30 protein-coding genes are annotated in these 25,695 nt (G+C 72.5%); 12 read left to right on the forward strand and 18 right to left on the reverse strand.

Annotation, left to right across the window (positions count from 1 at the left end; genetic code table 11):
- The first annotated feature begins 114 nt into the window (after window positions 1–114).
- Entirely contained in the window at window positions 115–345 is a 231-nt protein-coding gene (locus tag ACLJQM_RS44310; RefSeq protein WP_360781201.1) for an antitoxin, read from the forward strand.
- Here the strand turns inward: ACLJQM_RS44310 and recQ are convergent, their stop codons facing one another.
- Window positions 346–2,181 carry a DNA helicase RecQ gene (gene recQ / locus ACLJQM_RS44315; protein ID WP_360781203.1) on the reverse strand — a complete coding sequence of 612 codons (1,836 nt, stop codon included), beginning with the start codon at window positions 2,179–2,181 and terminating at the stop codon, window positions 346–348.
- A 68-nt stretch (window positions 2,182–2,249) separates the two neighbouring features.
- Between recQ and ACLJQM_RS44320 the strand changes: the two genes are divergently transcribed.
- Complete coding sequence (locus ACLJQM_RS44320; RefSeq protein WP_410636192.1) at window positions 2,250–2,684, forward strand: DUF6314 family protein; 435 nt, start codon at window positions 2,250–2,252, stop codon at window positions 2,682–2,684.
- A 600-nt stretch (window positions 2,685–3,284) separates the two neighbouring features.
- Here ACLJQM_RS44320 and ACLJQM_RS44325 read toward each other — a convergent pair.
- Together ACLJQM_RS44325 and ACLJQM_RS44330 are read right to left on the reverse strand one after the other, a co-directional pair.
- A complete protein-coding gene (locus ACLJQM_RS44325; protein ID WP_410636193.1) occupies window positions 3,285–4,172 on the reverse strand; it encodes an SDR family oxidoreductase in 888 nt (295 codons plus the stop codon).
- Between the two features lie 34 nt (window positions 4,173–4,206).
- A complete protein-coding gene (locus tag ACLJQM_RS44330) occupies window positions 4,207–4,947 on the reverse strand; it encodes an SDR family oxidoreductase (protein WP_410636194.1) in 741 nt (246 codons plus the stop codon).
- Between the two features lie 223 nt (window positions 4,948–5,170).
- Here ACLJQM_RS44330 and ACLJQM_RS44335 point away from each other — a divergent pair, with 223 nt between their 5' ends.
- The 3 genes from ACLJQM_RS44335 to ACLJQM_RS44345 all read left to right on the forward strand — a co-directional run bounded on the left by ACLJQM_RS44335 (window position 5,171) and on the right by ACLJQM_RS44345 (window position 7,022).
- On the forward strand, window positions 5,171–5,878 hold the full coding sequence (locus tag ACLJQM_RS44335) for a hypothetical protein (protein ID WP_410636195.1): 708 nt from the start codon (window positions 5,171–5,173) through the stop codon (window positions 5,876–5,878).
- A gap of 2 nt (window positions 5,879–5,880) precedes the next feature.
- On the forward strand, window positions 5,881–6,435 hold the full coding sequence (locus ACLJQM_RS44340; protein WP_360781212.1) for a hypothetical protein: 555 nt from the start codon (window positions 5,881–5,883) through the stop codon (window positions 6,433–6,435).
- A 71-nt stretch (window positions 6,436–6,506) separates the two neighbouring features.
- Window positions 6,507–7,022: a mycothiol transferase gene (locus tag ACLJQM_RS44345; protein WP_410636196.1), complete on the forward strand. Its 516-nt coding sequence runs from the start codon at window positions 6,507–6,509 to the stop codon at window positions 7,020–7,022.
- On the opposite strand, the gene soxR is transcribed toward ACLJQM_RS44345, so the two are convergent.
- Complete coding sequence (gene soxR, locus ACLJQM_RS44350; RefSeq protein ID WP_410636197.1) at window positions 7,010–7,489, reverse strand: redox-sensitive transcriptional activator SoxR; 480 nt, start codon at window positions 7,487–7,489, stop codon at window positions 7,010–7,012. The two genes, ACLJQM_RS44345 and soxR, sit on opposite strands and share 13 nt — an antisense overlap.
- A gap of 90 nt (window positions 7,490–7,579) precedes the next feature.
- Between soxR and ACLJQM_RS44355 the strand changes: the two genes are divergently transcribed.
- Window positions 7,580–8,170, forward strand: coding sequence for an NADPH-dependent FMN reductase (locus ACLJQM_RS44355; protein WP_410636198.1), 591 nt, complete (start codon window positions 7,580–7,582; stop codon window positions 8,168–8,170).
- A 16-nt stretch (window positions 8,171–8,186) separates the two neighbouring features.
- Here the strand turns inward: ACLJQM_RS44355 and ACLJQM_RS44360 are convergent, their stop codons facing one another.
- The 3 genes from ACLJQM_RS44360 to ACLJQM_RS44370 form a co-directional block, all read right to left on the reverse strand.
- Entirely contained in the window at window positions 8,187–8,675 is a 489-nt protein-coding gene (locus ACLJQM_RS44360; protein WP_360781219.1) for a hypothetical protein, read from the reverse strand.
- Complete coding sequence (locus ACLJQM_RS44365; RefSeq protein ID WP_410636255.1) at window positions 8,672–10,015, reverse strand: ATP-binding protein; 1,344 nt, start codon at window positions 10,013–10,015, stop codon at window positions 8,672–8,674. The genes ACLJQM_RS44360 and ACLJQM_RS44365 overlap by 4 nt, the downstream gene beginning before the upstream one ends.
- 62 nt (window positions 10,016–10,077) lie before the next feature.
- Window positions 10,078–10,767 (reverse strand): response regulator transcription factor, encoded by a 690-nt coding sequence (locus tag ACLJQM_RS44370; RefSeq protein ID WP_360781221.1) that lies wholly within the window; start codon window positions 10,765–10,767, stop codon window positions 10,078–10,080.
- A 110-nt stretch (window positions 10,768–10,877) separates the two neighbouring features.
- On the opposite strand from ACLJQM_RS44370, the gene ACLJQM_RS44375 reads away from it, so the two are divergent.
- Window positions 10,878–11,792 (forward strand): phosphatase PAP2 family protein, encoded by a 915-nt coding sequence (locus tag ACLJQM_RS44375; protein ID WP_360781223.1) that lies wholly within the window; start codon window positions 10,878–10,880, stop codon window positions 11,790–11,792.
- Here ACLJQM_RS44375 and ACLJQM_RS44380 read toward each other — a convergent pair.
- Together ACLJQM_RS44380 and ACLJQM_RS44385 are read right to left on the reverse strand one after the other, a co-directional pair.
- Window positions 11,777–12,337 (reverse strand): hypothetical protein, encoded by a 561-nt coding sequence (locus tag ACLJQM_RS44380; RefSeq protein ID WP_410636199.1) that lies wholly within the window; start codon window positions 12,335–12,337, stop codon window positions 11,777–11,779. The genes ACLJQM_RS44375 and ACLJQM_RS44380 overlap by 16 nt on opposite strands.
- Entirely contained in the window at window positions 12,334–12,639 is a 306-nt protein-coding gene (locus ACLJQM_RS44385; RefSeq protein WP_247024624.1) for a PadR family transcriptional regulator, read from the reverse strand. The genes ACLJQM_RS44380 and ACLJQM_RS44385 overlap by 4 nt, the downstream gene beginning before the upstream one ends.
- A gap of 146 nt (window positions 12,640–12,785) precedes the next feature.
- On the opposite strand from ACLJQM_RS44385, the gene ACLJQM_RS44390 reads away from it, so the two are divergent.
- Complete coding sequence (locus tag ACLJQM_RS44390; RefSeq protein WP_410636200.1) at window positions 12,786–14,171, forward strand: pyridoxal phosphate-dependent decarboxylase family protein; 1,386 nt, start codon at window positions 12,786–12,788, stop codon at window positions 14,169–14,171.
- Here the strand turns inward: ACLJQM_RS44390 and ACLJQM_RS44395 are convergent.
- Window positions 14,168–15,802 (reverse strand): thiamine pyrophosphate-dependent enzyme, encoded by a 1,635-nt coding sequence (locus tag ACLJQM_RS44395; protein ID WP_410636201.1) that lies wholly within the window; start codon window positions 15,800–15,802, stop codon window positions 14,168–14,170. The genes ACLJQM_RS44390 and ACLJQM_RS44395 overlap by 4 nt on opposite strands.
- A gap of 14 nt (window positions 15,803–15,816) precedes the next feature.
- Here ACLJQM_RS44395 and ACLJQM_RS44400 point away from each other — a divergent pair, with 14 nt between their 5' ends.
- Both ACLJQM_RS44400 and ACLJQM_RS44405 read left to right on the forward strand, forming a co-directional pair.
- Window positions 15,817–16,479 (forward strand): GntR family transcriptional regulator, encoded by a 663-nt coding sequence (locus tag ACLJQM_RS44400; RefSeq protein WP_247024620.1) that lies wholly within the window; start codon window positions 15,817–15,819, stop codon window positions 16,477–16,479.
- A gap of 38 nt (window positions 16,480–16,517) precedes the next feature.
- Entirely contained in the window at window positions 16,518–17,363 is an 846-nt protein-coding gene (locus ACLJQM_RS44405) for an alpha/beta fold hydrolase (protein ID WP_410636202.1), read from the forward strand.
- Here ACLJQM_RS44405 and ACLJQM_RS44410 read toward each other — a convergent pair.
- From ACLJQM_RS44410 to ACLJQM_RS44420, 3 genes are all read right to left on the reverse strand, one after another.
- Window positions 17,337–18,341: a pirin family protein gene (locus tag ACLJQM_RS44410; protein WP_410636203.1), complete on the reverse strand. Its 1,005-nt coding sequence runs from the start codon at window positions 18,339–18,341 to the stop codon at window positions 17,337–17,339. The genes ACLJQM_RS44405 and ACLJQM_RS44410 overlap by 27 nt on opposite strands.
- Before the next feature lie 161 nt (window positions 18,342–18,502).
- Entirely contained in the window at window positions 18,503–18,793 is a 291-nt protein-coding gene (locus ACLJQM_RS44415) for a hypothetical protein (RefSeq protein ID WP_247024615.1), read from the reverse strand.
- Between the two features lie 182 nt (window positions 18,794–18,975).
- Window positions 18,976–19,410 carry a single-stranded DNA-binding protein gene (locus tag ACLJQM_RS44420; RefSeq protein WP_410636204.1) on the reverse strand — a complete coding sequence of 145 codons (435 nt, stop codon included), beginning with the start codon at window positions 19,408–19,410 and terminating at the stop codon, window positions 18,976–18,978.
- A 124-nt stretch (window positions 19,411–19,534) separates the two neighbouring features.
- On the opposite strand from ACLJQM_RS44420, the gene ACLJQM_RS44425 reads away from it, so the two are divergent.
- Window positions 19,535–20,143, forward strand: a complete 609-nt coding sequence (locus ACLJQM_RS44425; protein ID WP_410636205.1) for a PhoU domain-containing protein — start codon at window positions 19,535–19,537, stop codon at window positions 20,141–20,143.
- A 377-nt stretch (window positions 20,144–20,520) separates the two neighbouring features.
- Here the strand turns inward: ACLJQM_RS44425 and ACLJQM_RS44430 are convergent, their stop codons facing one another.
- Complete coding sequence (locus tag ACLJQM_RS44430) at window positions 20,521–20,988, reverse strand: zinc-ribbon domain-containing protein (protein ID WP_410636206.1); 468 nt, start codon at window positions 20,986–20,988, stop codon at window positions 20,521–20,523.
- 92 nt (window positions 20,989–21,080) lie between these two features.
- Here ACLJQM_RS44430 and ACLJQM_RS44435 point away from each other — a divergent pair, with 92 nt between their 5' ends.
- Complete coding sequence (locus tag ACLJQM_RS44435; RefSeq protein WP_360781241.1) at window positions 21,081–21,506, forward strand: nitroreductase/quinone reductase family protein; 426 nt, start codon at window positions 21,081–21,083, stop codon at window positions 21,504–21,506.
- Here the strand turns inward: ACLJQM_RS44435 and ACLJQM_RS44440 are convergent.
- From ACLJQM_RS44440 to ACLJQM_RS44455, 4 genes are read right to left on the reverse strand one after another with little or no spacing between them, the layout of a single operon-like run.
- On the reverse strand, window positions 21,503–23,617 hold the full coding sequence (locus ACLJQM_RS44440; RefSeq protein WP_410636207.1) for a transglycosylase domain-containing protein: 2,115 nt from the start codon (window positions 23,615–23,617) through the stop codon (window positions 21,503–21,505). The genes ACLJQM_RS44435 and ACLJQM_RS44440 overlap by 4 nt on opposite strands.
- Window positions 23,618–23,653: 36 nt before the next feature.
- Window positions 23,654–24,475: an ABC transporter permease gene (locus ACLJQM_RS44445; protein ID WP_360781244.1), complete on the reverse strand. Its 822-nt coding sequence runs from the start codon at window positions 24,473–24,475 to the stop codon at window positions 23,654–23,656.
- A complete protein-coding gene (locus ACLJQM_RS44450; protein ID WP_410636208.1) occupies window positions 24,435–25,238 on the reverse strand; it encodes an ABC transporter ATP-binding protein in 804 nt (267 codons plus the stop codon). Before ACLJQM_RS44450 ends, ACLJQM_RS44445 begins: the two co-directional genes overlap by 41 nt.
- A complete protein-coding gene (locus ACLJQM_RS44455) occupies window positions 25,235–25,675 on the reverse strand; it encodes a MarR family winged helix-turn-helix transcriptional regulator (RefSeq protein ID WP_410636209.1) in 441 nt (146 codons plus the stop codon). The genes ACLJQM_RS44450 and ACLJQM_RS44455 overlap by 4 nt, the downstream gene beginning before the upstream one ends.
- Window positions 25,676–25,695 lie beyond the last annotated feature (20 nt).

Below are 25,695 nucleotides of genomic sequence, written 5' to 3' on the forward strand. Positions count from 1 at the left end.
AGGCCGCCGGGCACCACTCGCGTGGCAATTTTGTTTGGCCCTCGTCACACGGGGAACCTCCGGGTGGTTCGTCCGCGTTGTCAGGATGACCGCACACCGACGAGGGAGACGACGATGGCTTTCCTGCGCAAGCTCACCGTGCTGGCCGGCGCGGCCGGCGCCGCCCGCGCGTACGCCAAGAAAAACCCCGAAAAGGTGAACGGGGCCGTCGGCAAGGCGGCCAAGTTCGTCGACGACAAGACCAAGGGCAAGTACCACGAGCAGATCGCCGGCGCGGTGCGCAAGGTCAACTCCGTGACCGGGGAGCCGGGACAGCCCGGCCGGCCGGGGCCGGCCGCCCGCTAGTCACTCGGCGGTCAGGACTTCGAGGACCCCCTCGCCGTACTTGGCGAGCTTGTTCTCGCCGACGCCGCTGACCGTGCCCAGATCCGCCAGCGAAGACGGCTTTCGCGTGGCGATCTGGCGCAGGGTCGCGTCGTGGAAGATGACGTACGCGGGCACGCCCTGCTCCTTCGCCACGCCGGCCCGCCAGGCACGCAGACGTTCGAACAGCGGAGCCGCCTCCGCGGGCATGTCCACCGCGGCGGCGGCTTTGCGCGTGCCGCGGACCTTCGCGGCCGCCGCGCGCTCGGGCTCGCGGCGCAGCATCACCTGGCGGTCGCCGCCGAGCACCTCGGCACTGGCTTCGGTGAGCACGAGCGAGCCGTAGTCGCCCTCGACCGCGAGCAGGCCCTGGGCGAGCAGCTGGCGCACGACCGCCCGCCAATCCTGCTCGCGCAGCTCGGTGCCGATGCCGAACGTCTTGAGCGTGTCGTGCTGGAACTGCGTGACCTTCGGGGTGGTCTTGCCCAGCAGGATGTCGATGACCTGCCCGGCGCCGAACTTCTGCCGCCGCTCGTTGCGCAGCCGCACGATCGTCGACAGCAGCTTCTGCGCCGCGATCGTCCCGTCCCACTTTTCGGGCGGGTTCAGGCAGGTGTCGCAGTTGCCGCACGGCTCGGCCTGCTGGCCGAAGTAGTTGAGGACCTGCACCCGGCGGCATTCGACCGTCTCGCACAGCGCAAGCATCGCGTTCAGGTGCGCGCCCAGCCGGCGGCGGTGCGCCTCGTCGCCCTCGGACGTGTCGATCATCTTGCGCTGCTGCACGACGTCCTGCAGCCCGTACGCGAGCCAGGCCGTCGACGGCAGGCCGTCCCGGCCCGCGCGGCCGGTTTCCTGGTAGTAGCCCTCGACCGACTTCGGCAGGTCGAGGTGGGCGACGAACCGGACGTCCGGTTTGTCGATGCCCATGCCGAACGCGATCGTCGCGACCACGATCAGCCCGTCCTCGCGCAGGAACCGCGACTGGTGCTTCGCCCGCGTGCGCGCGTCGAGCCCCGCGTGGTACGGGACCGCCGGAATCCCGTTCTGCACCAGGAATTCCGCGGTCTTCTCGACCGAGTTCCGGGACAGGCAGTAGACGATCCCGGCGTCACCCGGGTGTTCGGTGCGCAGCAGCTCGAGCAGCTGCCGCTGCGGCGAGTTCTTCCCGACGATCCGGTACTGGATGTTGGGCCGGTCGAAGCTCGCGACGAAGTGCCGCGCTTCCTCGAGCCCCAGCCGCGTGGAGATCTCCTGGTGCGTGGCCTCGGTCGCGGTCGCCGTCAGCGCGATCCGCGGCACGTCCGGCCAGCGCTGGTGCAGCGCGGAGAGCTGGAGGTAGTCGGGCCGGAAGTCGTGGCCCCACTGGGCGACGCAGTGCGCTTCGTCGATCGCGAACAGCGAAATCTTGCCGCGGTCGAGCAGCCGCACGGTGGACTCGACCGAAAGCCGTTCCGGCGCCAGGTAGAGCAGGTCGAGCTCGCCGCTCACGAACGCCGACTCGACCTCCTGCCGGGCCGCGTAGTCCTGGGTGGAGTTGAGGAACCCGGCGCGGACGCCGGCGTTGCGCAGCGCGTCGACCTGGTCCTGCATCAGCGCGATCAGGGGCGAGATCACCACGCCGACGCCGGGCCGCACGAGCGCGGGAATCTGGTAGCACAAGGATTTTCCGCCGCCGGTGGGCATCAGCACGAGCGCGTCGCCGCCGGCGATCACGTGCTCGACGATCGCCGCCTGGTCGCCGCGGAAGCTGTCGTAGCCGAACACGCGCCGGAGGGTCTCCAGCGCGTCGGACGCGGGTGCGAGGTCGGTCTCTGCCACGCGGCCGACTATAGAGCGGGGGTCCGACAGTTCCGGCCCGGCCCGCCGCGGGGTGGCAGACTGGGCGCGTGGAGTACTGGCCGGTTCCCGATCTCACCGCGCATTTCGCCGGCCCGTGGCGGCTGGACCGCGAAATCCTCACCGCCGCAGGAGAGCCGGCGGGGGAGGTGACCGGGACCGCCACGTTCACCGAGGAGGACGGCGACCTCGTCTACCGCGAGGTGGGCGAGCTGCGCCTCGGGACCTACACCGGTCCGGTCACCCGCACCCTGCACTACCGGCCCACCGCGCCCGGCCGGGCCGACGTCCACTTCGACCACGGCGGGTTTTTCCACGAGCTCGACCTGCGTGCGGGGCATTGGGTGACCGACCACCCCTGCCGCGCCGACCTGTACCGCGGGAGTTACGAGGTGCTCGACGAGCGGCGCTGGCGGCAGGAGTGGGCGGTCCGCGGGCCGGCGAAGGACCACGTGATCGTCACCCGCTTCACTCGGCCGGCCTGAGCGGGTCGGCGAGGTCGGTTCGCACCCTGGGTTCGGGCGGGCGTGCTGGTGAGGTCGGTTCGGACCCGGTTCGGGCGGGGCTGGTGCGGTCGGTCCGGACCCGGTTCGGGCAGCGAGGTTGCTCCGCACCCTGGGTCGGGCGGGCTGGCTGGTGGGGTCGCTTTGCGCCCCGGTTCAGACGGCCGGGCTGGTGCGGTCGCTCCGGGCCCGGTTCGGGCGAGCGGGCGGCGGGGTTGCTCCGCGCCCCGGAGTTCGGGCGAGTGGGCTGGTGAGGTCGCTTCGCGCCCCGGTTCAGACGGCCGGGCTGATGAGGTCGGTTCGCGCCCCGGTTCGGGCGAGCGGGCGGCGAGGTTGCTCCGCGCCCCGGTGTGGCAAGCGGGCGGCGAGGTTGCTTCGCGGGGTCGGGCGGGTGGGCTGTGGGCTGCCGAGGTCTGATCCGGGCGAGCTGGGCTGCCGAGGTCGCGCCGCATCCGGTGCACGCGGGCGATGGGCTGACCGGGGCGGTGAAGTCGGCCGCGCCCGGTCCGGGCGAGCGGGCCGGCGATGGCGCCGCCTGCCCGGCTCAGGCGAGCGGGCCGCCGAGGTCGAGCCGCGGCCGGGTCACGCGGGGGATGGGCTGAGCAGGTCGGCGAGGTCGATCCGCCGCAGGAACTCCTGACGGATGCGGTCGCCGACCTCCGCGACCAGCCAACCGCCGTCGTCGGCCGGGTCGATGTGGACCCGGAACGGCCGCTTCCCCTTCGGCAGGTCCACCACGCGCGCCAGCTCCTCGGCCACCTTCGCCACGTCCGCGTCGGCCGGGGTGATCTCGGCCAGCTTGCGGCCGACGTGCTCGCTCAGGCCGGCGTAGCGCTCTTCGTAGGCCGTTTCGACGGCCGCGTCGGCCGGGTGGCCCGCGTGCGGGAAGTGGTTGGTGCCCGCGGTGAACGCGCCCGGCACCACGATCGTGGTGTCGATGCCGAAGCGGGCGAGCTCGCCCGCGTAGCTGACCGCGAGGCTGTCCATCGCCGCCTTCGCCGCGAAGTACGGCGCGAGGTAGGGCGGGGTGCCGCCGCGGACGCTGCTGCTCGACACCCACACCAGGAGCCCGTCCCGCTGCGCGCGCAGGTGGGGCAGGGCCGCGCGGTTGACGCGCTGGGTGCCGATCGCGTTGGTGTCGTAGAGCTCGGCGAGCTGCTCCGGCGTGAACGCCTCGGCCGGGCCGAGCGCCATGTGCCCGGCGTTGTGGACGACCACGTCCAGCCGGCCGTGCTCGGCGACGATCGACGCGATGGCCGCGTCCGCCGACTCCTGGCTGGACACGTCGAGCTCGACGGCGCGCAGGTCGACGCCGTGCTCCCGGGAGTACACGGCGGCGGCTTCGGCCTGGGGCGCGTTGCGGCCGCCGGTGTCGCGCATGCCCGCGTGGACGGTGTGCCCGGCGCGGGCCAGCGCCCGGGCGGAGAGGGCGCCGATCCCGCTGGAGGCGCCGGTGACGATGATGATCATGGGCTTTCCTTCGCGTTCGGAGGGGGAGGGGGCGTCAGACGATGCCGCCGTTGGCGCGCAGCACCTGGCCGTTGACCCAGCGGGCCGGGCCGGCGAGGAACGCGACGACCTCGGCGATGTCTTCGGGCTGGCCGAGCCGCTCCAGCGGCGGCTGCTTGGCCATCCGCTCGACCGTCTCCTCGTCCTTGCCGTCGAGGAACAGCGCGGTCGCGGTCGGGCCCGGCGCCACGGTGTTGACGGTGATGTCGCGCCCGCGCAGCTCGCGGGCCAGGATCATGGTGATCGCCTCGACCGCGCCCTTGGTCGCGTTGTAGATGCCGTAGCCGGGCAGGTTCAGGCCGAGCACGGACGTCGAGGTGGTGATCACGGCGCCGCCGTCGCGCACCCGCTTCGCGGCCTGCTGGGCCACCGCGAACGTGCCGCGGATGTTGGTGCGGTGCACCCGGTCGAGGACCTCGAAGTCGGTGTCCGCGATCGGCGTCGGCGCGGTCATCACCCCGGCCAGGTGCGCGACGACGTCGACGCCGCCGTAGGTGCGTTCCGCGGTGTCGAACAGCTCCGCGACCTGGGCGGGCTCGGCTACGTCGGCCCGGACGGCGATGGCCTGCCCGCCGCGCCCGGTGATGGCGTCGACGGCGGCCTGCGCCTCCTTCTCGTTGCCGGCGTAGTTGACGACGACGGCCATGCCGTCGGCGGCCAGCCGCTCGGCGACCTGGCGGCCGATGCCGCGGGAGCCGCCGGTGACGATCGCGACGCGGGGTTCGGTGGTGCTCATCGCTGCCTTCTTCCTGGTTGGTAACGCTGGTTCCGTCTTGCTGTTATCGACGATACCACGAGGTGGGTAGCGTCGCTAGTGGCCGGTTGTTATCGGCGTTATCGCGGCATCCGGCGGCATCGGCGCCGCCGGTCGGCCGAATCGCGCGTGACAATGGTTTTCGGCAGCCGGGTTCCGGGCACACGGGTCCCATCGGGGGCGACATTCGCGAAGGAGTTGTTCGATGCCCACCTGGCTGATCGTCGTGATCGTCGTCGTGGCCCTTGCCGTGCTCGGCGCCGTGATCTGGCTTGTGTCACAAGAGATGCAGCGAAAACGGCTGCAGCAGCGGTTCGGTCCGGAGTACGACCGCGCCGTGGAGGAGAGCGACAACCCGCGTGCCGCACAACGCGAACTCGCCGAGCGGGAACGCCGGCACAAGGAGCTCGACATCCGCCCGCTGTCGGCCACGGCACGGGAGCGCTACGCCCGGGAATGGGCGCAGGTGCAGGAAAAGTTCGTCGACCAGCCGTCCGCGGCGGTCACCGAGGCGGACCGGCTCCTGGTCGCGCTGATGGCCGAGCGCGGCTACCCGACCGAGGGGTACGAGCAGCAGGTTTCCGACCTTTCCGTGCGCCACGCCAAGACCCTGGAGCACTACCGGGCCGCGCACACCACGCAGCAGAAACGTGACGGAGCGTCCACAGAGGACCTGCGTGACGCGATGGTCCGCTACCGGACCGTCTTCGAAGACCTGCTGACCGACGGCGCCGACGACGAGCGCCACGACCACGATCACGGCCGTGACCACGACCGTGACCACCACGACCGCCGCAACGGTCACCAGCACGACCGCGACGACGACGCCGATCGCGACGGCCGTCGTGACACCGACCAGCACGAGCACCAAGCGTCCGCGCAGCCGCGGACCGAGTGGAACGGAGGACGCTGACCATGACCGAGCACCTGACGCGGCACAGCACCGACCGGGACGACGACCTCGGCCGCGAGGACCTCGCGCACGACGGCACGTCCCACGACGAGCTGTCCGGTGACGAGCTGTCCCGCGACGACTTGTCCCGCGACGACGCCTCCGACCGGGAGCACGCCGAGTTCCGCGAGCCGGGCACCGGCCAGGACCACAGCCTGAGCACCGCCGACCTGGCTTCGGCGTCGGCCGGCTCCGACACAGCTGGTCCGGCTTCGGACCCGAAGCCCGCCGAATCGGGTGGGGACGTCGAGACGCCGCCGTTGATCGACGAGGAGAAGGTCACCGGCTTCCGCGACCGCTGGCAGAACGTCCAGACCGGCTTCGTCGACGACCCGAAGCAGGCCGTCCACCAGGCCGACGAACTCGTCGCCGCCGTGATCAGCGCGCTGGCCACCACGTTCGCCGAGCACAAGAGCGAGCTGGAAAGCCAGTGGCAGCAGGGCGAGCCGGCCACCGAGGAGCTGCGGATCGCGCTGCGGCGCTACCGCTCGTTCTTCGACCAGTTGCTGCCGCGCTAGCGGGAACCGTTTGCCGGCGGGCATGATCGGGTAGCCGCCGGCAAACGGCGTCAGCAACGGGAGGCAGCCGAATGAACGTGGCCGATCTGCTCGTCCACGGGTTCAGCCGGGTCCAGGGCACGGTGCATGCGGCGGTCGAAGGACTCGCCGCCGACCGGCTCGGGGCCCGGCTGGACGACGAGGCCAACTCGATCGCCTGGCTGGTCTGGCACCTGACCCGGGTCCAGGACGACCACGTCGCCGACGTGGCGGGCACGGAGCAGGTGTGGACCGGCCAGGACTGGCTGTCGCGCTTCGGCCTCCCGTTCCCGGCGGGCGACACCGGCTACGGCCACCGCCCCGCCGACGTCGAGGCGGTTCGCGTCGACAATCCGGACCTGCTCACCGGTTACTACGACGCCGTGCACGAGCAGACCATCCGGTACGTGACCGGCCTCGACGCCGAGGCGCTCGACCGGGTCGTCGACGAGGCGTGGGACCCGCCGGTCACGCTGGGCGTGCGCCTGATCAGCGTCCTCGACGACGACATCCAGCACGCCGGCCAGGCGATGTTCCTGCGAGGCGTGCTCGAACGTCAATCTTCGTAGCCGTCCCCGCGGTGATCGGCGAGGCGCCGCGGCCCCGGGCCGTCGGCGCCGAGCCGGTCGCCCGGGTTCGCCAGCCGGCACTTGGCCAGTGACATGCAGCCGCAGCCGATGCAGTCGCTCAGGTCGTCGCGCAGCTGTTCCATCTGGCGGATCCGCGCGTTCAGGTCTTCCTTCCAGCACTGGGAGATTCGCGCCCAGTCGGCGCGCGTGGGCGTGCGGTCGTCGGGCAGCAGCGCCAGCACTTCCCGGATGGCGGACAGCGGCATGCCCACCCGCTGCGACATCCGGATGAACGTCACCCGCCGCAAGGCATCCCGGCAGTACCGCCGCTGGTTCCCGGCGGTCCGGCGGCTGCGGATCAGCCCTTCGTCTTCGTAGAACCGCAAGGCCGACGCGGGTACCCCGCTGCGCCGGGAAAGTTCGCCGACCGTCAATTCGGGCAGCGTCGCGTTCACCGTGCCGGTCATGCAACCACAGCCGCGCGCTTGACTTCAAGCGAGCTTGAAGTCCCATCCTGGCCCGGACGGCGACAACGCCGCAGTGGCAAGGAGGAAAGCGTGTCCGAAGCACCCGTGCGGGTCGCGGTGATCGTGGGAAGTGTCCGGGAAGGACGGTTCGGCCCGGTGGTGGCGGACTGGCTGGCCGCCGTCGCGGGGGCCAGCGGCGGCTTCGAAGTCGACGTCGTCGACCTGGCCGAGCCCGACCTGCCGCTGGCGATGCCCGCGTTCGGGTCGGCGCCGGCGCCGTCGGTGGTGGCGGAGCTCGGGAAGATGAACCCGCGCCTCGCCGCGGCGGACGCGTTCGTGGTCGTGACCCCGGAGTACAACCACAGCTACCCGGCCTCGCTCAAGAACGCGATCGACTGGCACCGCGACGAATGGCGCGCCAAGCCGGTCGCGTTCGTGTCCTACGGCGGGATTTCGGGCGGGCTGCGCGCGGTCGAGCACCTGCGCGCGGTCTTCGCCGAGCTCCACGCCGTGACGATCCGCGAGACGGTCAGCTTCCACGGCGCCCACGCCCGCTTCGGCCCGGACGGGGTACCGACGGACGAAGCGGCGGGGGTCGCGGCGAAGGCGATGCTGGACCAGCTGGCGTGGTGGGTCCGGTCGCTGACCGAAGCGAGGGCGGCGCGGCCCTACCCCGGATGAGGAAACCGAGGCCGGGTCAGAACGCCTGGCAGCTCTGCGGTGGCAGCTTCGTGTCGGTCCCCGCGAGGACGACGGTGCTCGCCAGGACGAATCGCCCCTCGGCGGCCAGCGCCGCGAACGTCGTGCAGACCAGCTGGCTGACCGCGGTCGGGTTGAGCTGCTCCACCGCGAAGGGCACCGTGATCGTCGCGGGTGCTTCGAGGGACAGGCTGACCTGCCCGCCGCCCCGCGGCAGCATCGTCACGTAGCCGTCGGCCGATTCGGCGTAGGACGGGCCACCCAGCAGCAGCGACAGCGTCGTGGTGGGGCCCACCGTGCTGGTGATCGGGCGCGTCACCGGGGTGAGCCGTCCGTCGAGGACGAAGTAGAGGATCACCTCGGTGCCGCGCCCGCTGCCCACCGGGTTGCGCAACGTCGGCGCCGGGCCGGCGCCGATCACCGGGGTCGGCTTGACCCCGCACGCGCTCACCAGCAGCAGCACCGCCAGGACGAGGAGCTTCTTCACCACGCCTCCCGGGGCAGCCGCAGCTCGAACCGGGCGCCGGAACCGGTGTTGGCCGCGGTGATGTCACCGCCGTGCAGCCGCGCGTTCTCCCGCGCGATGGACAGCCCGAGCCCGCTGCCCTCGGACCGCGCGCGGGCGGTGTCGGCCTTGGTGAACCGGTCGAACACCGCGGGCAGGACCGCGTCCGGAATGCCCGGCCCGTGGTCGGTCACGGTCAGCACGACGTCCCCGCGCTCGGCCCGCAGGGCCACCTCCACCGGCGGCGCGCCGTGGCGCACCGCGTTGCCGACCAGGTTCGCCACGACGATGTCGAGCCGCCGCCGGTCGAGCGAAGCCGTGACGCCGACCGGGAGGTCGACCACGAGGTCTTCGCCGGCTTCCCAGCCGCGCGCGTCGAGGCTGTCGGCGACCGCCGAGGCGACGTCCAGCTGTTCGCGCCGCAGTTCGGCGCGCCCGGCGTCGAACCGCGAGATCTCGATCAGGTCCTGCACCAGCCGCGTCAGCCGCTTGGTCTCCGCCGACACCAGCCGCGCCGCGACCGCGGTGTCCGCCGGCAGCTGGCCGGCGTCCTCGTCGAGGACGTCGGTGACCGCGTTCATCGCGGCCAGTGGCGTGCGCAGCTCGTGCGAGACGTCGGCGACGAACCGGCGCGCGTCCGCTTCCATCGCCTGCAGCGTGCCGACCGTGCGCTGGAGCTCCGCCGCCGTGTTGTTGAACGTGGTGACCAGCTGGGCCAGCTCGTCGGACCCCGTGGTGCGCAACCGCACGTCCAGCCGTCCCCGGCCCAGCTGGCTGGCCGCGGTGTTCAGCGCGCGCACCGGCCGCAGCACCTGCCTCGCCGCCAGCAAGGCCACCGCCACCGCGACCGGCAGCGCCAGCCCGGAGTACGTCCACGCCTTGGTGGCCAGGTCGTCGATCGCCTCCTGCTGCTGGCCGAGCGAAACCATCGCGTAGACCTCGAGCCCGCTCGGCTCACCGCCGTTCTGCCCGGTCTGCACCGGGATCCCGACGAAGAAGAACGGGAAGCCGTGCAGGTCGACGCGCTGGAACTGGATGTACGTGCTGTGCGCGACCGCCTCGCGCAGCTCGCCGGGCACGCTCTCGTAGTCGATGCTCGAGGTCGAGTGCAGGTCGTGGTAGACGACGAGGGCGCCGCTCGACTTCAGCGCCGTCGCGAAGGCGTCGAGCGTGCCCTGCGTCGGCGGCAGCGACACGGTCGGCAGGTACGCGGTGATCTGGTCGCGCAGCTTCAGCATCGTCTGGTCCTGGATGCCGCCGAGGATGGCGGTGCGCGCGGAGACGTAGCTGGCGCCGGCCGCGGCGGTGGCGCCGAGGATCATGATCACCGCGAAGGCGGCGACCAGCCGGAAGCGCAGCCCGGTGAGCCACGAGCGGACCCGGCTCACGACCGGCCGAACCGGTAGCCGAACCCGCGGACGGTCTGCACGTACTCCGGCTTGGCCGGCACGTCCTCGATCTTGGCGCGCAGCCGCTGCACGCACGCGTCGACCAGCCGCGAGTCGCCGAGGTAGTCGTGGTCCCACACCGCGGAGAGGATCTGACGGCGGCTGTAGACCTGACCCGGCGTGCGCGAAAGCTCCAGCAGCAGCTTCAGTTCGGTCGGGGTCAGCGACACCGCCGCGCCGCGCTTGGTCACCTCGAGCGAGGCCCGGTCGATCACGAGGTCGCCGTGGCGTTCCTCGGGCTCGGACGGCTCGCTCGGCCGCTCGGCGACCGCCCGCCGCAGCACCGCCCGGATCCGCGCGTCCAGCACCCGCGGCTCGACCGGCTTGGCCACGTAGTCGTCCGCGCCGGCTTCGAGCCCGGCCACGATGTCGAAGTCGTCGCTGCGCGCGGTGAGCATGATGATCGGGACCGGCCCGGAGGCCCGCATCCGGCGGCACGTTTCGAAGCCGTCCATGCCCGGCAGCATCAGGTCGAGCACCACGATGTCGGGCCGGTGGTGCACGAGCAGCTCGATCCCGAGCTCACCCGATTCCGCGGTGCGCACCACGTGTCCCTGCCGGCGCAGGGCGAGTTGCAGTCCTTCCCGCACCGCCGCGTCGTCTTCCACCACCAGTACCTCGGCCACGGCGCCATTATTCGGAAAACCGCACGTCGTGGCGACCCGGGCCGATCTTGTAGCAAAACCATGACATCACGCTGACGGGATCTCGAAACGCCGGAAGCAGACTCGGGGACATGGCAGTGATCAGTTCCGAGGTCCGTCCCGTCACCCCGCCCGCCGGAGGCCACGCGCTCGTGACGCGGGCCGCGTCCCGCACGACCGTGCTCGCGGCGAGCGCGGCCGGGTTCACCCTCGCCTTCGTCGCGGCCTACCTGCTCTTCGTCCGCACCGAAGCCGGGCGCGGCGTCGAGAACGGCGTCGTCCGCAGCGCCCAGTCCGCGGGCCACGCCGTGGAGTGGGCCGACCCGCTCCGGCAGACGGACCAGGTGGTGGTGCTCGGCGGCATCGCGCTGCTGATCGTGGTGCTCTCCCTGCTGCGACGGCGGCTCGCGCTGGGCGTCACGGCGCTGGCCCTGCTGGCGGCGCCGCTGGTGGTGGCGCAGCTGCTCAAGCTGTACGTCCTGGACCGCCCGAGCACCGGCGACCGCTTCGGCGTCGCGAGCCACAACAGCTTCCCGAGCGGGCACGTCAGCGCGGCGATGGCCATGCTGGTGGCGCTCGCGATCGTCCTGCCCCGCCGTTTCCGCCTGCCCGCCCTGGTGGCCGGCGGCGTGGGGGTCGCCTGGGTCTCGGCTGCGGCCGTGGCACTGGGCTGGCACCGGTTGAGCGACACCGTCGGCGGCTGCCTCCTGGTCGCCGCGGTCACCTGCGCCGGGGCGGCGGTGGTCTCCGCCCGCCGCCCCGACGGTGACCGGGTCCCGCTGGTGCCGGTGCTGTCCGGACTGTTCGCACCGCTGGCACTGGTGCTGGTCGGGTACGCCGTGCTCGGGACGGCGACGTCCGGCGCGGCGCAGTTCGTGGCCGCGATGGTGCTGGCGGCGCTGTCGGCGATGGCGGTGGTGCTGCTGCTCGCGGGCCCGTTGAGGAGGGTGACGTTCGACCCGGCCGAGGCCCGCGTCCGCCGGCTCCGGGGTCATCGGGCGGCGTAGAAGGCCTCGAGTTGTTTCGCGAGGTCCACGGCGTCGCGGTTGTTCCGCCGGCGAGCTGCTTCGTCGAGGAGCGGGCGCATGCGGTCGGCAGGTTCGAAAACGTAGGCGCCGGTGAAGCGGCCGCCGGACACCCGGGTGGTCGTCAGCCGTGCGTCCGGCCAGCTGCCGGATTCGGGGCCGAAGACGGCGGCTCCCATGGTGCCTTCGGCGGCGTGGGCGAGGAAGCTCGCCGTGGCCGGTCCGGCGCTCTCCGGTGGATCGGGCTCGGCGGCGGCCGGCCGGTTTCGGGAACGCAGGTCGCCGATGCGAGCCGGCACCCCGTCGAACAAGACCGTGGCGCACTGCCCGAACACCCAGGTCAGCCGCTCCCGAACGGGCACCGCGTCCAGTTCGGCCGGGAGTTCGCGGCGGCGAGGGTGGTCTCGCGGGTACACCAGCACGATCAGGTTCACGACGAACTTGGGGAAGAAGCCGAAGAGCGTCGCGACGGTGAGCATCGTGCCGACGCCCCATTCCGTGACGAGCGCGAGCAGGTCGTCGGTCACGCGTACCCCAGGTTCATCCCGCGGAACCGCTGGTCCCGGTCAGCCGAGCTCAGCAGGGCGCCCAGCTCGGTTTTCCCCTTCTCGGTGAGGGTGTAGTAGCGGCGAGGAGGCCGGCCGCCGGCCTCCTGCCGGTCTTCCCAGCCGTCCTCGAGCCAGCCTTCCGCCAGCATCGAACTGAGCCGGGGGTACATGGCACCGGACCGGACGCCGGAAGCCTTCGACAACTGGTAACCCCAGTGCCGGTCTTCGGGCGCCGCCATCAGCGCAGCGGCGAGCTGCACCAAGGCGTGAGTGGTTCGCATGGGGCAAGTTTGACCTATGTCGCGGAAGCAGCCTTCGAAGCGGCGATACCGGGCGTGTCGCGGCGGGTCGGAGTCGGGGCGTGGGCGGGCCAGTTTCGCGGGATTGGCCCGCGACAGCCGCGGTCGAGGGCGCTTAGCGTCGGGGGATGTACGCGAGGCTTGCCGAAGACCTGGATGCGCTGCCCGATCTGCTTGACGCCGCGAGCAAGCTCGCTGCCGGTGCGCTGGCCGGGGTGGGGGAGCGGGCGGTGGTCGTTCCGCCTGGGGTTGTCACGCCGGCGGCGCTGCCGGGTGGTGGGGTGGGGGCGCGGGGTGCGCTCGAGGAGTTTTCGCGGCGGTGGGAAGGCGGGTTCGCCGCCAGTGCGGGGCCTCGGTACCTCGGGTTCGTCACCGGTGGGGCGACGCCCGCCGCGCTGGCCGGGGACTGGCTGACCTCGGCGCACGACCAGAACCCCGCCAGTGGGATGGACTCCTCGGCCCAGGACCTCGAGCGCGAGACCGTCGGCTGGCTGGCCGAGCTCTTCGGGCTGGGGCCCGATTTCTCCGGGGCGTTCGTCACCGGGGCCACCATGTCGACGGTGACCGGGCTGGCCATCGCCCGCGAGTGGCTCGGGGAGCGGGCCGGGGTGACGGTTTCCGACGACGGTGCCGCCGCGCTCGGGCCGGTGACCGTGCTGTCCGGGGCGCCGCATTCGAGTGTGCTGAAGGCGTTGTCGTTCCTCGGGATGGGGCGCTCGGCGCTGCGGGAGGTGCCGGTGCTCCCGGGACGTGAGGCCGTCGACGTCGGGAAGCTCGCCGAAGTGCTCGAGACGCTTGACGGGCCGGCCATCGTCGTCGCCAACGCGGGGACCGTCAACACCGTCGACTTCGACGACCTGCGTGCGATCGCCGAGCTCAAGCGGCGCCACGACTTCTGGCTGCACGTCGACGCCGCGTTCGGCGGGTTCGCCGCGCTGGTACCGGAACACGCCGAGCTGACCGCGGGGCTCGAGCTGGCCGACTCGGTCGTCGTCGACCTGCACAAGTGGCTCAACGTGCCCTACGACTCGGCCGTCCAGTTCACCCGGCGGCGCGACCTGCAGCTGCGGGTGTTCGCCAACAACGCCGCCTACCTCGGCGAAATCGGCGAGACGCCGGACTTCCTGCACCTCACCCCGGAGAATTCCCGGAGGCTGCGCGCCCTTCCGGCGTGGTTCTCGTTGACGGCCTACGGTCGCGACGGGCACCGCGAGATCGTCGAGCGCTGCGTCGCGCTGGCACGCGACCTCGGCGCGCGGGTCGACGACTCGCCGCACTGGCACCTGCTCGCGCCGGTGCGGCTCAACGTCGTCTGCTTCGCCCCGGCCGGGGACGCCACCCAGGACCGCGTCGACGCCCTCGTCCGCGCCATCGCCGAGGAGGGGACCACCTTCCTCACCCCGACGGTGTACGACGGCCGCCCGGCGCTGCGTGCCGCGTTCAGCAACTGGCGGACCACTCCGGCCGACGTCGAGCGGGTTTTCGCCGCGCTGGAGCGCGTCGCCGCCGGCTAGCTGCGGTCGGACTTCGGCATCAGGTACTTCCACGGCGAGGCGCCGGCGCCCAGTTCGCACGGGACGTGCACCAGGGCCGGGCGGCCCGACGCGAACGCCTTGTCCAGTGCGCCGCGCAGGTCGTCCGGGGTGCGGGCGGTCAGGCCGAGCGCGCCGAACGTCTCGGCGAGGCGGGCGAAGTCCGGGTTTCGCAGCTGCCCGCCCAGTGCGCGGCCCTCGAACAGGCGCTCCTGGTCGAGGTGGACGTTGCCGTAGTAGCCGTTGTCGAACACCACCGCGACCACGTTGAGTCCGTATTGGACGGCGGTCGAGAGCTCCTGCGCCGCGAACATGAAGCCGCCGTCGCCGGCCACCGAAACCACCGGGCGGCCGGGGAAGGCCGCCTGCACGCCCAGTGCCGTCGGGTAGCCGAAGCCGAGCGTGCCCTGGTGGCCGCACGTGATGAAGGTGCGCGGCGCGTAGACCTCGAACCCGAAGTAGGACGCGAAGCCGACCTGGCAGATCTCTTCGACGAAGAAACCGTCGCGGGGCAGCACGTCGCGGATCGCCCGCAGGTACTCCAGCTCCGGCCCGACGTCGGTGAAGCGCCGCGCCACCGCGGCCTTCAGCGCGGTGAACTCCGCCGTCCGGTCCGTCCGTTGTGGACCGACGGCCGCGGTGAGGGCGGCCGTCGCGTCGGCCGCGTCGGCGATGACCGGGACGTCCGCTTCGAGCCGGGTCGCCTGCCGCGGGTCGATGTCGAGCAGGATCGTCTTCAGGCCGGCGGGCTTGCCCGGCCAGCGGAACCAGGACAGCTCCATCCGCGACCCGATGCCGACCACGACGTCCGTCTCGGCCCACCGCTCGAAGCCGGCGGCGCAGGTGAAGCCGAGCGGGTGGTCGTCGCCCACGATGCCGCGCCCGCCGCGGAACGCGACCACCGGTGCCTGCAGCCGCTCGGCCAGCGCCCGGACTTCGGCGGCCGCGTGCCGGGCGCCGCCGCCCACCATGATCATCGGGTGCTTCGCGCCGGCCAGCAGCTCCGCTGCCTGCTCCACCGCGGCCGGGTCGACGACCGGCCGGGGAAGCGGCAGCGGGCCGGCGGCTTCCGCCGGGGCGCGCATCCCCAGCACGTCCCACGGCACCGCCAGCGAAACCGGCCGAGGGCGGCCGCCCGCCGCCTCCCGGAACGCGGTCGCCAGCGCGTCCGGGACCGCGGAGGGGTGCTCGGCCAGCGCCGACCACTTCGTCATCGTGCGCAGCGTCGCCAGCTGGTCGGGCATCTCGTGCAGGTGCCCCAGCCCGCGGCCGAGGTACGCGCGCGGGATCTCGCTCGTCAGGCACAGCACCGGCGCGCTCGCCCCGAACGCCGAGAGCAGCGCGGCCGACGCGTTGAGGACACCCGGTCCCGGCACGACGGTGCAGACGCCGGTCCGGCCGGTCGCCTGCGCGTACCCGAACGCCATGTAGGCCACGGTCTGCTCGTGCCGGGCGCCGATCACCCGGATCTCGCCGCCGGCGCGGGCGAGGCTGTCGAACAGGTCGTAGGTCTGCACGCCGGGCAGCCCGAAGACGGTGTCCACGCCGTGGGCCCGCAGCCCGTCGACGATCAGGTCGGCCGCGGTCGGGGCCGGAGGCGCAGGGGAGACCATATATTGTTTCCTACATGATCAGCGCGTCCTCGGGAAGACCGGTCACGAAGTCCCAGCTGGCCTACGAGACGATCAAAGCCAGGATCCTGGACGGCAGCTACGGCCCGGGGTACCGGCTGGTGCTGGACCAGATCGGCCGCGAACTCGAGGTCAGCGCCGTGCCCGTGCGCGAGGCGCTGCGCCGGCTGGAGGCCGAGGAGCTGATCGAGTTCGAACGGAACGTCGGCGCCCGGGTGACCGCCATCGACCCCGTCGCCTACCAGTACGCGATGCAGACCGTCGCGATCGTCGAGGGCGCCGCCACCGGACTGGCCGCGCCGCTGCTCACGCCGGACGCGCTGGTGCGGGCCCGCGCGCTCAACGACCGGATGCGCCGCAGCCTCGCCGAGTTCGACCCGCTGGCGTTCACCGCGCTGAACGCCGAGTTCCACGAGGTGCTGTTCGGCGCCTGCCCGAACCCGAACCTGGTCGACCTGGTGCAGCGCTGCTGGACGCGGCTCGCCGCCGTCCGCGACAGCACCTTCGCCTCCGTGCCGGGGCGGGCGCCGGAGTCCGTCGAGGAGCACGATCGCCTGCTCGCGCTGATCGAGGGCGGCGCCGCGCCGGACGAGGTCGAGCGGTTCGCCCGCGAGCACCGGCTCGCGACGCTGGAGGCCTACCTCGCCCGGACCCGGTGACGCTTGTCCCGGCCGGCGCCGGGTGCCAGGGTCGGGCCATGCCGATCTTCTCCGCGCCGGACGGGACCGGGCTCGCCGTCCACCTCGCCGGCTCCGGTGCCGAGCCGCCGGTGGTCTGCCTGCCCGGCGGCCCGATGCGGGCCGGGGCCTACCTGGGGGACCTCGGCGGGCTCGGCGCGCACCGGCGGATGGCGGTGCTGGACCTGCGGGGCACCGGGGACTCCGCGGAGCCGGTGGACCCGGGCACCTACCGGTGCGACCGCCAGGTCGAGGACGTCGAGGCGCTGCGCAAGCACCTCGGCCTCGACCGGTTCGACCTGCTCGGGCACTCGGCGGGCGCGAGCCTGGCCGTCCGGTACACCGAGCGGTACCCGGAACGCCTGCGCCGGCTCGCGCTGATCACCCCGAGCCCGCGGGCCGTCGGTCTCGAGCTGCCGGTGACCGAACGGCGGCGGATCATGGCGCGGCGGGCCGGCGCGCCGTGGTTCGAGGCCGCGGCCGCCGCCTACGAGGCCATCGCCGCCCGGACGGCGACCCGTGCCGACTGGGCCGCCTTCGCGCCGATGTACTACGGCCACTGGGACGACGCGGCCCGGCGGCACCAGGCCACCGAACCCGGCCAGCGCAACGGTCCGGCCGCGCGGGCGTACAACGCCCCCGGCGCCTTCGAGCCCCCGGTGACCCGGGCCGCGCTCGGCGGTGTCACCGCCGAAGTGCTGGTGCTGGCCGGCGAACTGGACTGGATCGTCAGCCCCGCCGTCGCCGCCGAGTTCGCCGCGCTCTTCCCGCACGGCCGGGCGGTGGTGGTGCCCGGTGCCGCGCACTACCCGTGGCTGGACGACGCGGCCGCGTTCGGCTCAGCCGTGGGCGGTTTCCTGGCCTGACGCCGGGTTGCGGCGCGGCTTGATGCGGACCGCGGGCAGCGCCGGGGCTGGCAGCCGCTCGCCCGGGTAGCCGGTGACGCTGCCGAACTGGTCGGACTCCGCCTCCCAGGCTTCGCGGAAGGCCGCGATCTCCTCGTGGGTGCGGCCGACGAAGTTCCACCACATGAGGATTTCCTCCTCGAACGGTGTGCCGCCGAGCAGGAGGAACCGGGCCGGGCCCGGCCCGCGGTTGCTGAGCGTCAAGGTGCGGACGCCGGTACCCACGTAACCCAGCTCCGCCGCCCGGACGCGGGTGCCGGCGACCTCGACGTCGCCGGCGTCGACGAGGACGCCGTGCTCGAAGCGGGGATCGACGCCCAGGGACATGTGGGCGTCGGGGCCGAGGACGATCTCCGCGCCGAGCAGCGGGGTGAACGTCGGGATCGGGGACGTGCGCCCGGCCAGCGACCCGAGGAACACGCGGATCTCGGCGCCTTCGATCCGGTTCACCGACGGCACGTAGTGGTCGAACGCGCGGGCCGTGTGCCGGTGCCGCTCCGGCAGCGCCACCCAGAGCTGGACACCGTGCAGGGTTAGCGTGGCCGCTGTCGAGACCTCCGAGTGGCAGATTCCGTTGCCGCCCGTCATCAGGTTGAGCTCGCCGGGGCGGACCATCGCGTGCGTGCCGAGGCTGTCGCGGTGCTCGATCTCGCCGTCGAAGAGCCAGCTCACCGTCTGGAGGCCGGTGTGCGGGTGCGGGGCGACGTCCATCGCGCCGGGGGCGGCGACTTCGTCGGGGCCGTAGTGGTCGGCGAAGCACCAGGCGCCGATGAGCGAGCGGGAGCGCTGGGGGAGGGTCCGCCGGACACGCATCGCGCGCGGGCCGCCGAGGGGGACTTCGCGCGGGGTGAGGATCTCGACGGCGGGGCGGTCGGGATCGGTGGCCGTCGGGCGGTCGGCGCACGCGAGCTCGGCCGGGGTGGCCTCGGTGTTGCTCATGGCCGCCACGGTAGTCGCGGTGGGCGCGCCGGGCCGAGGCGCTGCCCGCCCGGGACGGGTGCGCGAGGCAGCTGCCGGTGGCCGGTTGCTCGCCGGGGCGTCCCCCGGCGAACGCCCGGGACTTTGCTTTGTGGAGTTGTCAAACAGCTACCCGATCGCCCTCAGGCGGCCGGGCGGTGCTTCTCGGTCAGGACGGCGTGGCCCGCCGTCGTCAGGATCGCCGGGACCAGCTCGCCGGGCCGGCCGGGGCGGGAGGGGCGGACCAGTCCCTGGTGGGCCAGTGCGTGGGCGGAGAACTGGTCGCCGCACGAGAGGCCGTCGATGAAGAGGTCCGGTTCGCTGCTGCAGGAGACCAGGCCCCGGCCCGCGGCGACGGCTCTCAGCATCGCGCGCATCCGGTGGTTGAGCTCGGGGCGTGCTCCCGGTGATCCGGCGTTCTCGTTCCCGTTCATCTCGGTCCCTCCCGCTCTGGTTCGGCCTCGTCCTACCCGTGCGTCGAACCGGCTGAGCGGATTTCGACAGCACACCCGGGTTCGGTCCGGCCTGAGCGCTCCTCCATCGTCACCGCCGTTGATCCAGTACGGCTCGAAACCCCGTCGACGGGTGTTCGGGTGCCGGGCGCGAACGGATGGGGTCAGAACGGAGGCGCGGCCGCCGCCACCGGTTCCGGGGTCCAGGTGCTGCTCCCTTCGACACCGGCCGGGCGGCTGGTCTTGGTGACCTTGGCGGTGGCGTAGCGCAGGCAGGGGCCGAGTTCGTCGACGTCGAGTTCCGTCACCGTGCGCTTCTCGCCCTCTGCGGTGTCGTACGACCGCTGTCTCAGCCGGCCGTGCGCGATCACGCGGGACCCGCGCAGGAGGGACTCCGCCGCGTTTTCCGCGTACTGCCGCCACACGCTGCAGCGCAGGAACATCGGGTCGCCGTCGCGCCATTCGCCGGACTCGCGATCGAGCTGACGGGGCGTGGACGCGATTGTGAAGTTCGCGACCGCCGCGCCGGCCGGGGTGAACCGCAGTTCCGGGTCCGCCGTCAGATTGCCGATCACCGTGACCATCGTTTCGCCCGCCATGGGACTCTCCTTCCGCTCCGGTGCGGGGTGCACCGCTCTCGCCGTCGAGGAGAGCACGGGGGACCGACAATTCCGGGCCGGGCGACGAGGTGCCGGAACCCGGCCGGGCTGGTTTCCTGCCGCCATGCCGACGGCGTTTCAGAAGGAACTGGTCACGCTCGCCCACCGGCTGGCGGACCTGTGCGCGCTCGTCGCGAGCGCGCTCGAAGAGGCCACGCGCGCGGCCCTCGAAAGTGACCACACGCTGGGCGGACGTGCCCGCGAACAGGCCGCGGCGGTGGCCGCGCTCGGGGCCGCTTGCGAGGACCAGGCGGGGGCGCTGCTGGCCCTGCACGCGCCGCGGGAGGAGGTGAAGGCGGTTCTCGCCGCCGTGCACGTCGCTGCCGAAGTCACTCGGATGGGTGGACTTGCGCGGGAGATCGCGGAGGCGCGGGGAGTCGTGCCGGCGCCGGTGCGGCCCGTGGTGGCCCGGTTGGGGGCGCAGGCGGCCGAGGCTGCCCGGGTTCTGGGGGAGCTGCTCGGGGGTGGGGACGGGGGCGGGCTCGGTGACGTCGTCGCGTCGGCTGCCGCGGGTGAGGGGGAGTTGCGGGAGCTGGCTGGTGGGCCGGAGTGGGTTTACGGGCGGCGGGCGGCGGTGGAAGTGGTGCTGCTCGGTGCCGTGTTCGCGCGGTTTGCCGGAATGGCGGGGCGGGTTGCTCGGCGGGCTGCCGGATTTGCTCCGGTTGGGGCTTAACGGGAATTGGTGAGGCGCCGGGTTGCCTGCGCTGGGGATCGGTGAGGAGGCGGCGCCTGGCACCGCAACGGTGGATGGGGCCGGTTCGAGGGCCGGGCGGTGTGGTGGTGTGCAGGCCCGGTGCGGGCGGCCGGTGCGCGGGTCGGCTCGGCTGCGATCGGCGAGAGACACGGCACCGCGATGGTGGGTGGCGCCGGGCCCGGCGAGCTGCCCGGCGTCACGAAGTCGAGCGGGTGAGCCGGATGCCGAAGCCGGACCGGGGCCGGGTTCGAGGGTGGGGCGGCCGGTGCGCGGGTCGGCTCGGGTGGGATCGGCGAGACAAACAGAGCCCGGCACCCCGAGAACGGGTGCCGGGCTCTGCTCGAACGAGTAAGGGCTTACTGGCCCTGCTGGGGGAACTGACCCGGCCGGCCCGGCTGTGGGAAGCCCTGCGGCTGGGACGGGTGCGGGGGCTGGAAGCCCTGCGGGGCCGGGAAACCCTGGGGCTGGGACGGGTGCGGGGACTGGAAGCCCTGCTGGCCCGAGTCCTGCGTCGGGAAGCTCTGCGACGGGTGCTGCGGCTGGGACGGGTGGGGCGGGTAGCCGGCCGCCGCCTGGGGCTGGGGCTGCTGCTCCTCCTGGGCCTGCAAGCGGACCGCGTCCTCCTTGGGGATGCGGTTCTCGATGCCGCAGAAGGTGCACTGCGCGCTGTACTTGACGCCGATCGGGAAGAGCGGGATGAAGAACAGCGTGAACTTCGTGACCGCCTTGCGGACCGCGTGGGAGGCGGGGTTGCCGCAGCGGCCGCAGAGGAACGTCGTCATCGCCAGCACGTAGATCCGTGTCCGCCAGCCCCAGATCAGCATCGGTCTTCTCTCTTTCGGTCCGTGTTCGCCGCAGCCTCGCACACCGGTGTGCCGCGGCGTGGCGGTTTGGGGGAACTGGCTAGGTTGGGACCATGCCGAGCGACCGCGTCCTGAAGACGATGAATGCCGTGCACCGCGGACTGATCAAGCTCACCGGCGGGCGGGTGGGCTGGCAGGCGGGCATGCCCGTCCTCGAGCTCACCACGGTCGGGCGCAAGAGCGGGCAGCCGCGGACCGTGCTGCTCACCTCGCCGCACCAGGAAGGGGACGCGCTCGTCGTCGTGGCCTCGCGCGGCGGGGACGACACGCACCCCGCGTGGTTCCTCAACCTGCGGGACCGGCCGGACGTCGAGGTGTCGCTCAAGGGCGCGCCGAAGCGGCCGATGCGGGCGCGGATCGCCGACGCCGAAGAGCGCGCGAAGCTCTGGCCGAAGATCGCCGGTGACTTCAAGAACTACGCGCAGTACCAGACGAAGACCGAGCGGGAGATCCCGCTCGTCTTCCTCGAACCGCGCTAGTTCCGCGCCTGCAGGTACGCCGGGTCCGGGCCGGGGATCGGCTGGTCCGGCACCCCGGCCAGCAGCTGGCTCATGGCGTGGAAGTACGGCGGCGCGGCGACCGTGCCGCCGAACGCGCCGTGGCCGCAGTCGCCCAGGTGCACCGGGGTGCCGGGGCAGATCTCGCGCGGGTGCGAGCCGTCGGCGAAGACCATGGACGACACCGCGTAGCCGTCGACGCCGCCGACGAACGCGACCGATTCGCTCTGCTGGGTCGTGCCCGTCTTGCCGATGTCGGGGCGGGTCCAGCCGGCCGCGTGGGCGGCCTGGGCCGACGTGCCCTCGGTCGTGTCCTTGCTCAGGCCCGCTTCGAGGGTGTTCGCGACGCCCGTCGGGATGACCTGTTCGCACGCCTGCCGCGGCACCGGCACGGCGTTGCCGTTCCGGTCGGTCACCGACAGGATCGGGTCCGGCGGGCACCAGACGCCGCCGCTCATCAGCGTCGCCGAGACGTTCGCCATTTCCAGCGGGCTCACCGGGCTGTTGCCGAGGGTGAACGACAGCAGGTTCCGGAAGTACTCCGACTGCGGCCGGCTGTACTGCGGGTTGCTCGACGCGGGGTTCGGCGCGGCACCGGCGTCGTTGGTCGCGAGGGTGTTCCGCAGCCCCAGCTTGTACGCCATGTCGAGCACCGCCGGCATGCCGACCTGGCTCTCCAGCCCGACGAACGCGACGTTCGGCGACGTCGCCAGCCCGTCGGCGAGGCTGATCGGATCGGCGTAGTGGCCGTCGTTGTGGACGGTGTAGCACGACGCGTGCGAGTCCGGCACCGGGAAGCACTGGCTGTCCGGGTTCGGCAACGGCGTTTCCAGGCCCGCCTTGCCCGTGACGAGCGCCGCGGCCGAGGTGAAGATCTTGAACGACGAGCCCGCGCCGAACTCGTTGCTCGCGTCGGCGACGATGTCGGTGGACGTCTCGCCCCGCGCCGGATCCGTGCCGTAGTCGCGGTTGGCGACCATGGCGAGCACCTGGTGCCCGGTCGAACCCGGCTGGACGACGGCGAAGGTGTTCGCGACGCCGTCCTGGGTGGTCGGCACGTTCGCGTCGACGGCGTCCTTCGTCACCTGCGAGACGCGCGGGTCGAGCGTGGTCTTGACCGTGTACCCGCCGGTGGCCAGCTGGTCCGCCGTGAAGCCGGCGTGCACGAGGTAGCTTTCCGCGTAGGCGCAGAAGAACCCCGCGTCCGGCGCCGCGCCCATGCAGGTGGCGGAGGGCGTCACGGGCCCGTTCGGCAGCAGCCCGAGCGGTGCCGCCTTCGCCGTCGCCGCGTACGACGCCGGGATCGAGCCGTTGGTGACCATGTCGTCGATGACGAGGTTGCGGCGCTGCAGCGCCTTGCCGGCGTGCGTGTACGGGTTGTAGACGCTGGGGTTGTTCACCATTCCGGCGAGCAGGGCGGCCTGCGGCACGGTCAGTTTGTCCGCCGTCGTCCCGAAATACGCTTTTGCCGCCGCGCCGACGCCGTACACGGTTCCGCTGAATTCGACCACGTCGAGGTAATCCGCCAGGATGTCGTCCTTGCTCGTCGTCGCGTTGAGCTGGACGGCCATTTTCGCCTCCCGCAGCTTGCGGGCGAGCGAATCCTCGCGGTCGGCCTGCTGGGCCACCGGGTCGGTCCGGTCGACGACGTTGATCAGGTAGTTCTTGACGAACTGCTGCGAGATCGTCGACGCGCCCTGCAGCGCGCCGCCGGTGCTGTCGTTCAGCGCCGCGCGCAGCGTTCCCTGCAGGTCGACGCCGCCTTCGGAGTAGAAGCGGCGGTCTTCGACCGCGATGATCGCGGCCTTCATGGTCGTCGCGATCCCGGCCGAGGTGGCCGGGAGGCGGTACTGCGCGTAGAGCGTCGCGATCGGGGTGCCGTCGCGATCGGTCACGGTCGTGGTCAGCGGGGGATCGGCCGCCGCGAGCTGGGCGGAAATGGCGTCCACCGAATCGCTCACCTGATTCGACAGCAGGCCCGCGCCGATGGCGGCGGGCGCCACCGTTCCCGCCACCAGAATTCCGGCGAGAACGCACAATCCGACCAAAGAGAACACGCTGGGGCGACCATTCACGGAACCGAGATTAGCCATCCGGGAATGAAGCTTCCGTTCGGTGAGAGATGGGCCTCACCGGGCCAACCTGCCGAGCAGCGCCGAAGCGACCGAAATCGCCACCGCCGTCGCCGCGGCCAGCACGCCGAAGTCGAGGCCCAGGTGCGCGGGCGTGCCGATCAGCAGGCCGCGCAGCGCGTCCACCTGGTAGCTCAACGGGTTGACGTGGCTGAGCACCTTCAGCCACGACGGCATCAGGTCCACCGGGTAGAGGGCGTTGGAGCCGAAGAACAACGGCATCGTGATCGCCTGCCCGATGCCCATCAGCCGTTCGCGGGACAGCACGATCCCGGCGATCACGATGGACAGGCAGCAGAAGAACGCCGACCCGAGCACGACGACGACGGCCATCGCGAGCAGCTTCAGCGGGTTCACGGTCAGCCCGACGCCGAGGACCGCGGCCAGCACCAGGACCATCAGCGCCTGCACGAGCGCGCGGACTCCCGCCGCGAACGCCTTCCCGGCGACGAGGGCCGCGCGCGGGGTCGGGGTCACCAGCAGCTTGGCGAGCACGCCTGCGTCCCGCTCCCAGATGATCTGGATGCCGTAGAAGATCGCGATGAACAGCGCCGACTGCGCGAGGATGCCGGGCGCGAGGTAGTCGAGGTACGGCGTCGAGCCGGTCGGGATCGCCTTCAGCCGGGTGAACGTCTCCCCGAAGATCAGCAGCCAGAGCGCGGGCTGGATCGCGCGGGTGAGCAGCTCGGTCTGGTCGCGGCGCAGCTTCTGCAGCTCCACCAGGCACATCGCGCCGACGCGGGCGGCGAGCACGCGCAGCCGGCCGAGCGGGCCCGGGTCAGCCGAGACGGCGGGCGGTACGGCGAGTGGCACGGACACCGCGGATCCCTCCTTCGTCGCTGTCGAGGCGGTCGCCGGTCGCCGCGCGGAACACGTCGTCCAAAGTGGACTCCGGGCCGAGGCCCGCTTCCAGCTCGGCGGGGGTGCCCAGCGCGCGGATCCGGCCGGCGTGCATCAGTGCGACGCGGTCGCAGTACTGCTCGGCCTCGTCCATGTAGTGGGTCGTGACGAGCACGGTCATCCCGGTCGCCGCGCGGATCTCCGTGATCCGCTCCCACACCGACGAGCGGGCGACCGGGTCGAGGCCGATCGTCGGCTCGTCGAGGATGAGCAGCCGCGGCGAGCTGACGAGGGCCTGGGCCAGCTCGAGGCGGCGGATCATGCCGCCGGAGTACGTCTTGGCCGTGCGGTCGGCGTCCGCCTCGAGCCCGACCAGTTCCAGGGCGTTCCGCACCTGCTGCGAGCGCACTGCGCGGGGGACGTCGAAGAGCCGGGCGAACAGCGCGACGTTTTCGCGGCCGGTCAGCGCGCCGTCGGCGGACAGCTGCTGCGGGACGTAACCGATCAGCCGCCGCACGGCCATCCGGCGGCGGGCGACGTCGACGCCGAAGACGGTGATCTTCTCCGGCGCCGCCGGCAGCAGCGTGGTGATCATCCGGAGGGTGGTGGTCTTGCCCGCGCCGTTCGGGCCGAGCAGGCCGAACACCTCGCCCGCGCGGATCTCCAGGTCGACGCCGTCCACCGCGCGGGTCGGGCCGAACGAGTGGCTCAGGCCGGTGCAGCGCACCGCGGGTCCGGTCATGGCTGCTCCTTCAGGACGCCCATGAGTTTTTCCAAGGCGGGCAACGCGTTCTTGATGGCTTCGCGGTCCTCTTCGGACAGTGCGGTGAGGGCTTCGGCGACGAGCCCGGTCCGGGCGCGCCGCCACGACGCCATCCGGTCGCGCGCGGCGCCGGTGATCTCCAGCCGGGCCGCGCGCCGGTCGGCGGGGTCGGGTTCGCGGCGCAGCAGCCCGGCTTCGGCGAGCTGGTTGACCAGCGTGCTGACCGAGTTGTTCGCCAGGTGCAGCTCGCGGGCGGCCGCGGCGACGCCGATGCCGGGGTGGTCGGCGACCACGCGCAGGACCTCGACCTGCGCGCCGGGCAGCGGCGAGCCGGGAACTTCGGCGCGCACGCGGCGGCGCACCACGCGGCGGATCCCCTGGACGGCGCCCAGCAGCCGGTCGGCGAGTGCGGTCATGCCGCCAAACTAGCTCTGAC

The sequence above is a fragment of the Amycolatopsis sp. cmx-4-83 genome (assembly GCF_046548815.1).
Taxonomy (GTDB): domain Bacteria; phylum Actinomycetota; class Actinomycetes; order Mycobacteriales; family Pseudonocardiaceae; genus Amycolatopsis; species Amycolatopsis pretoriensis_A.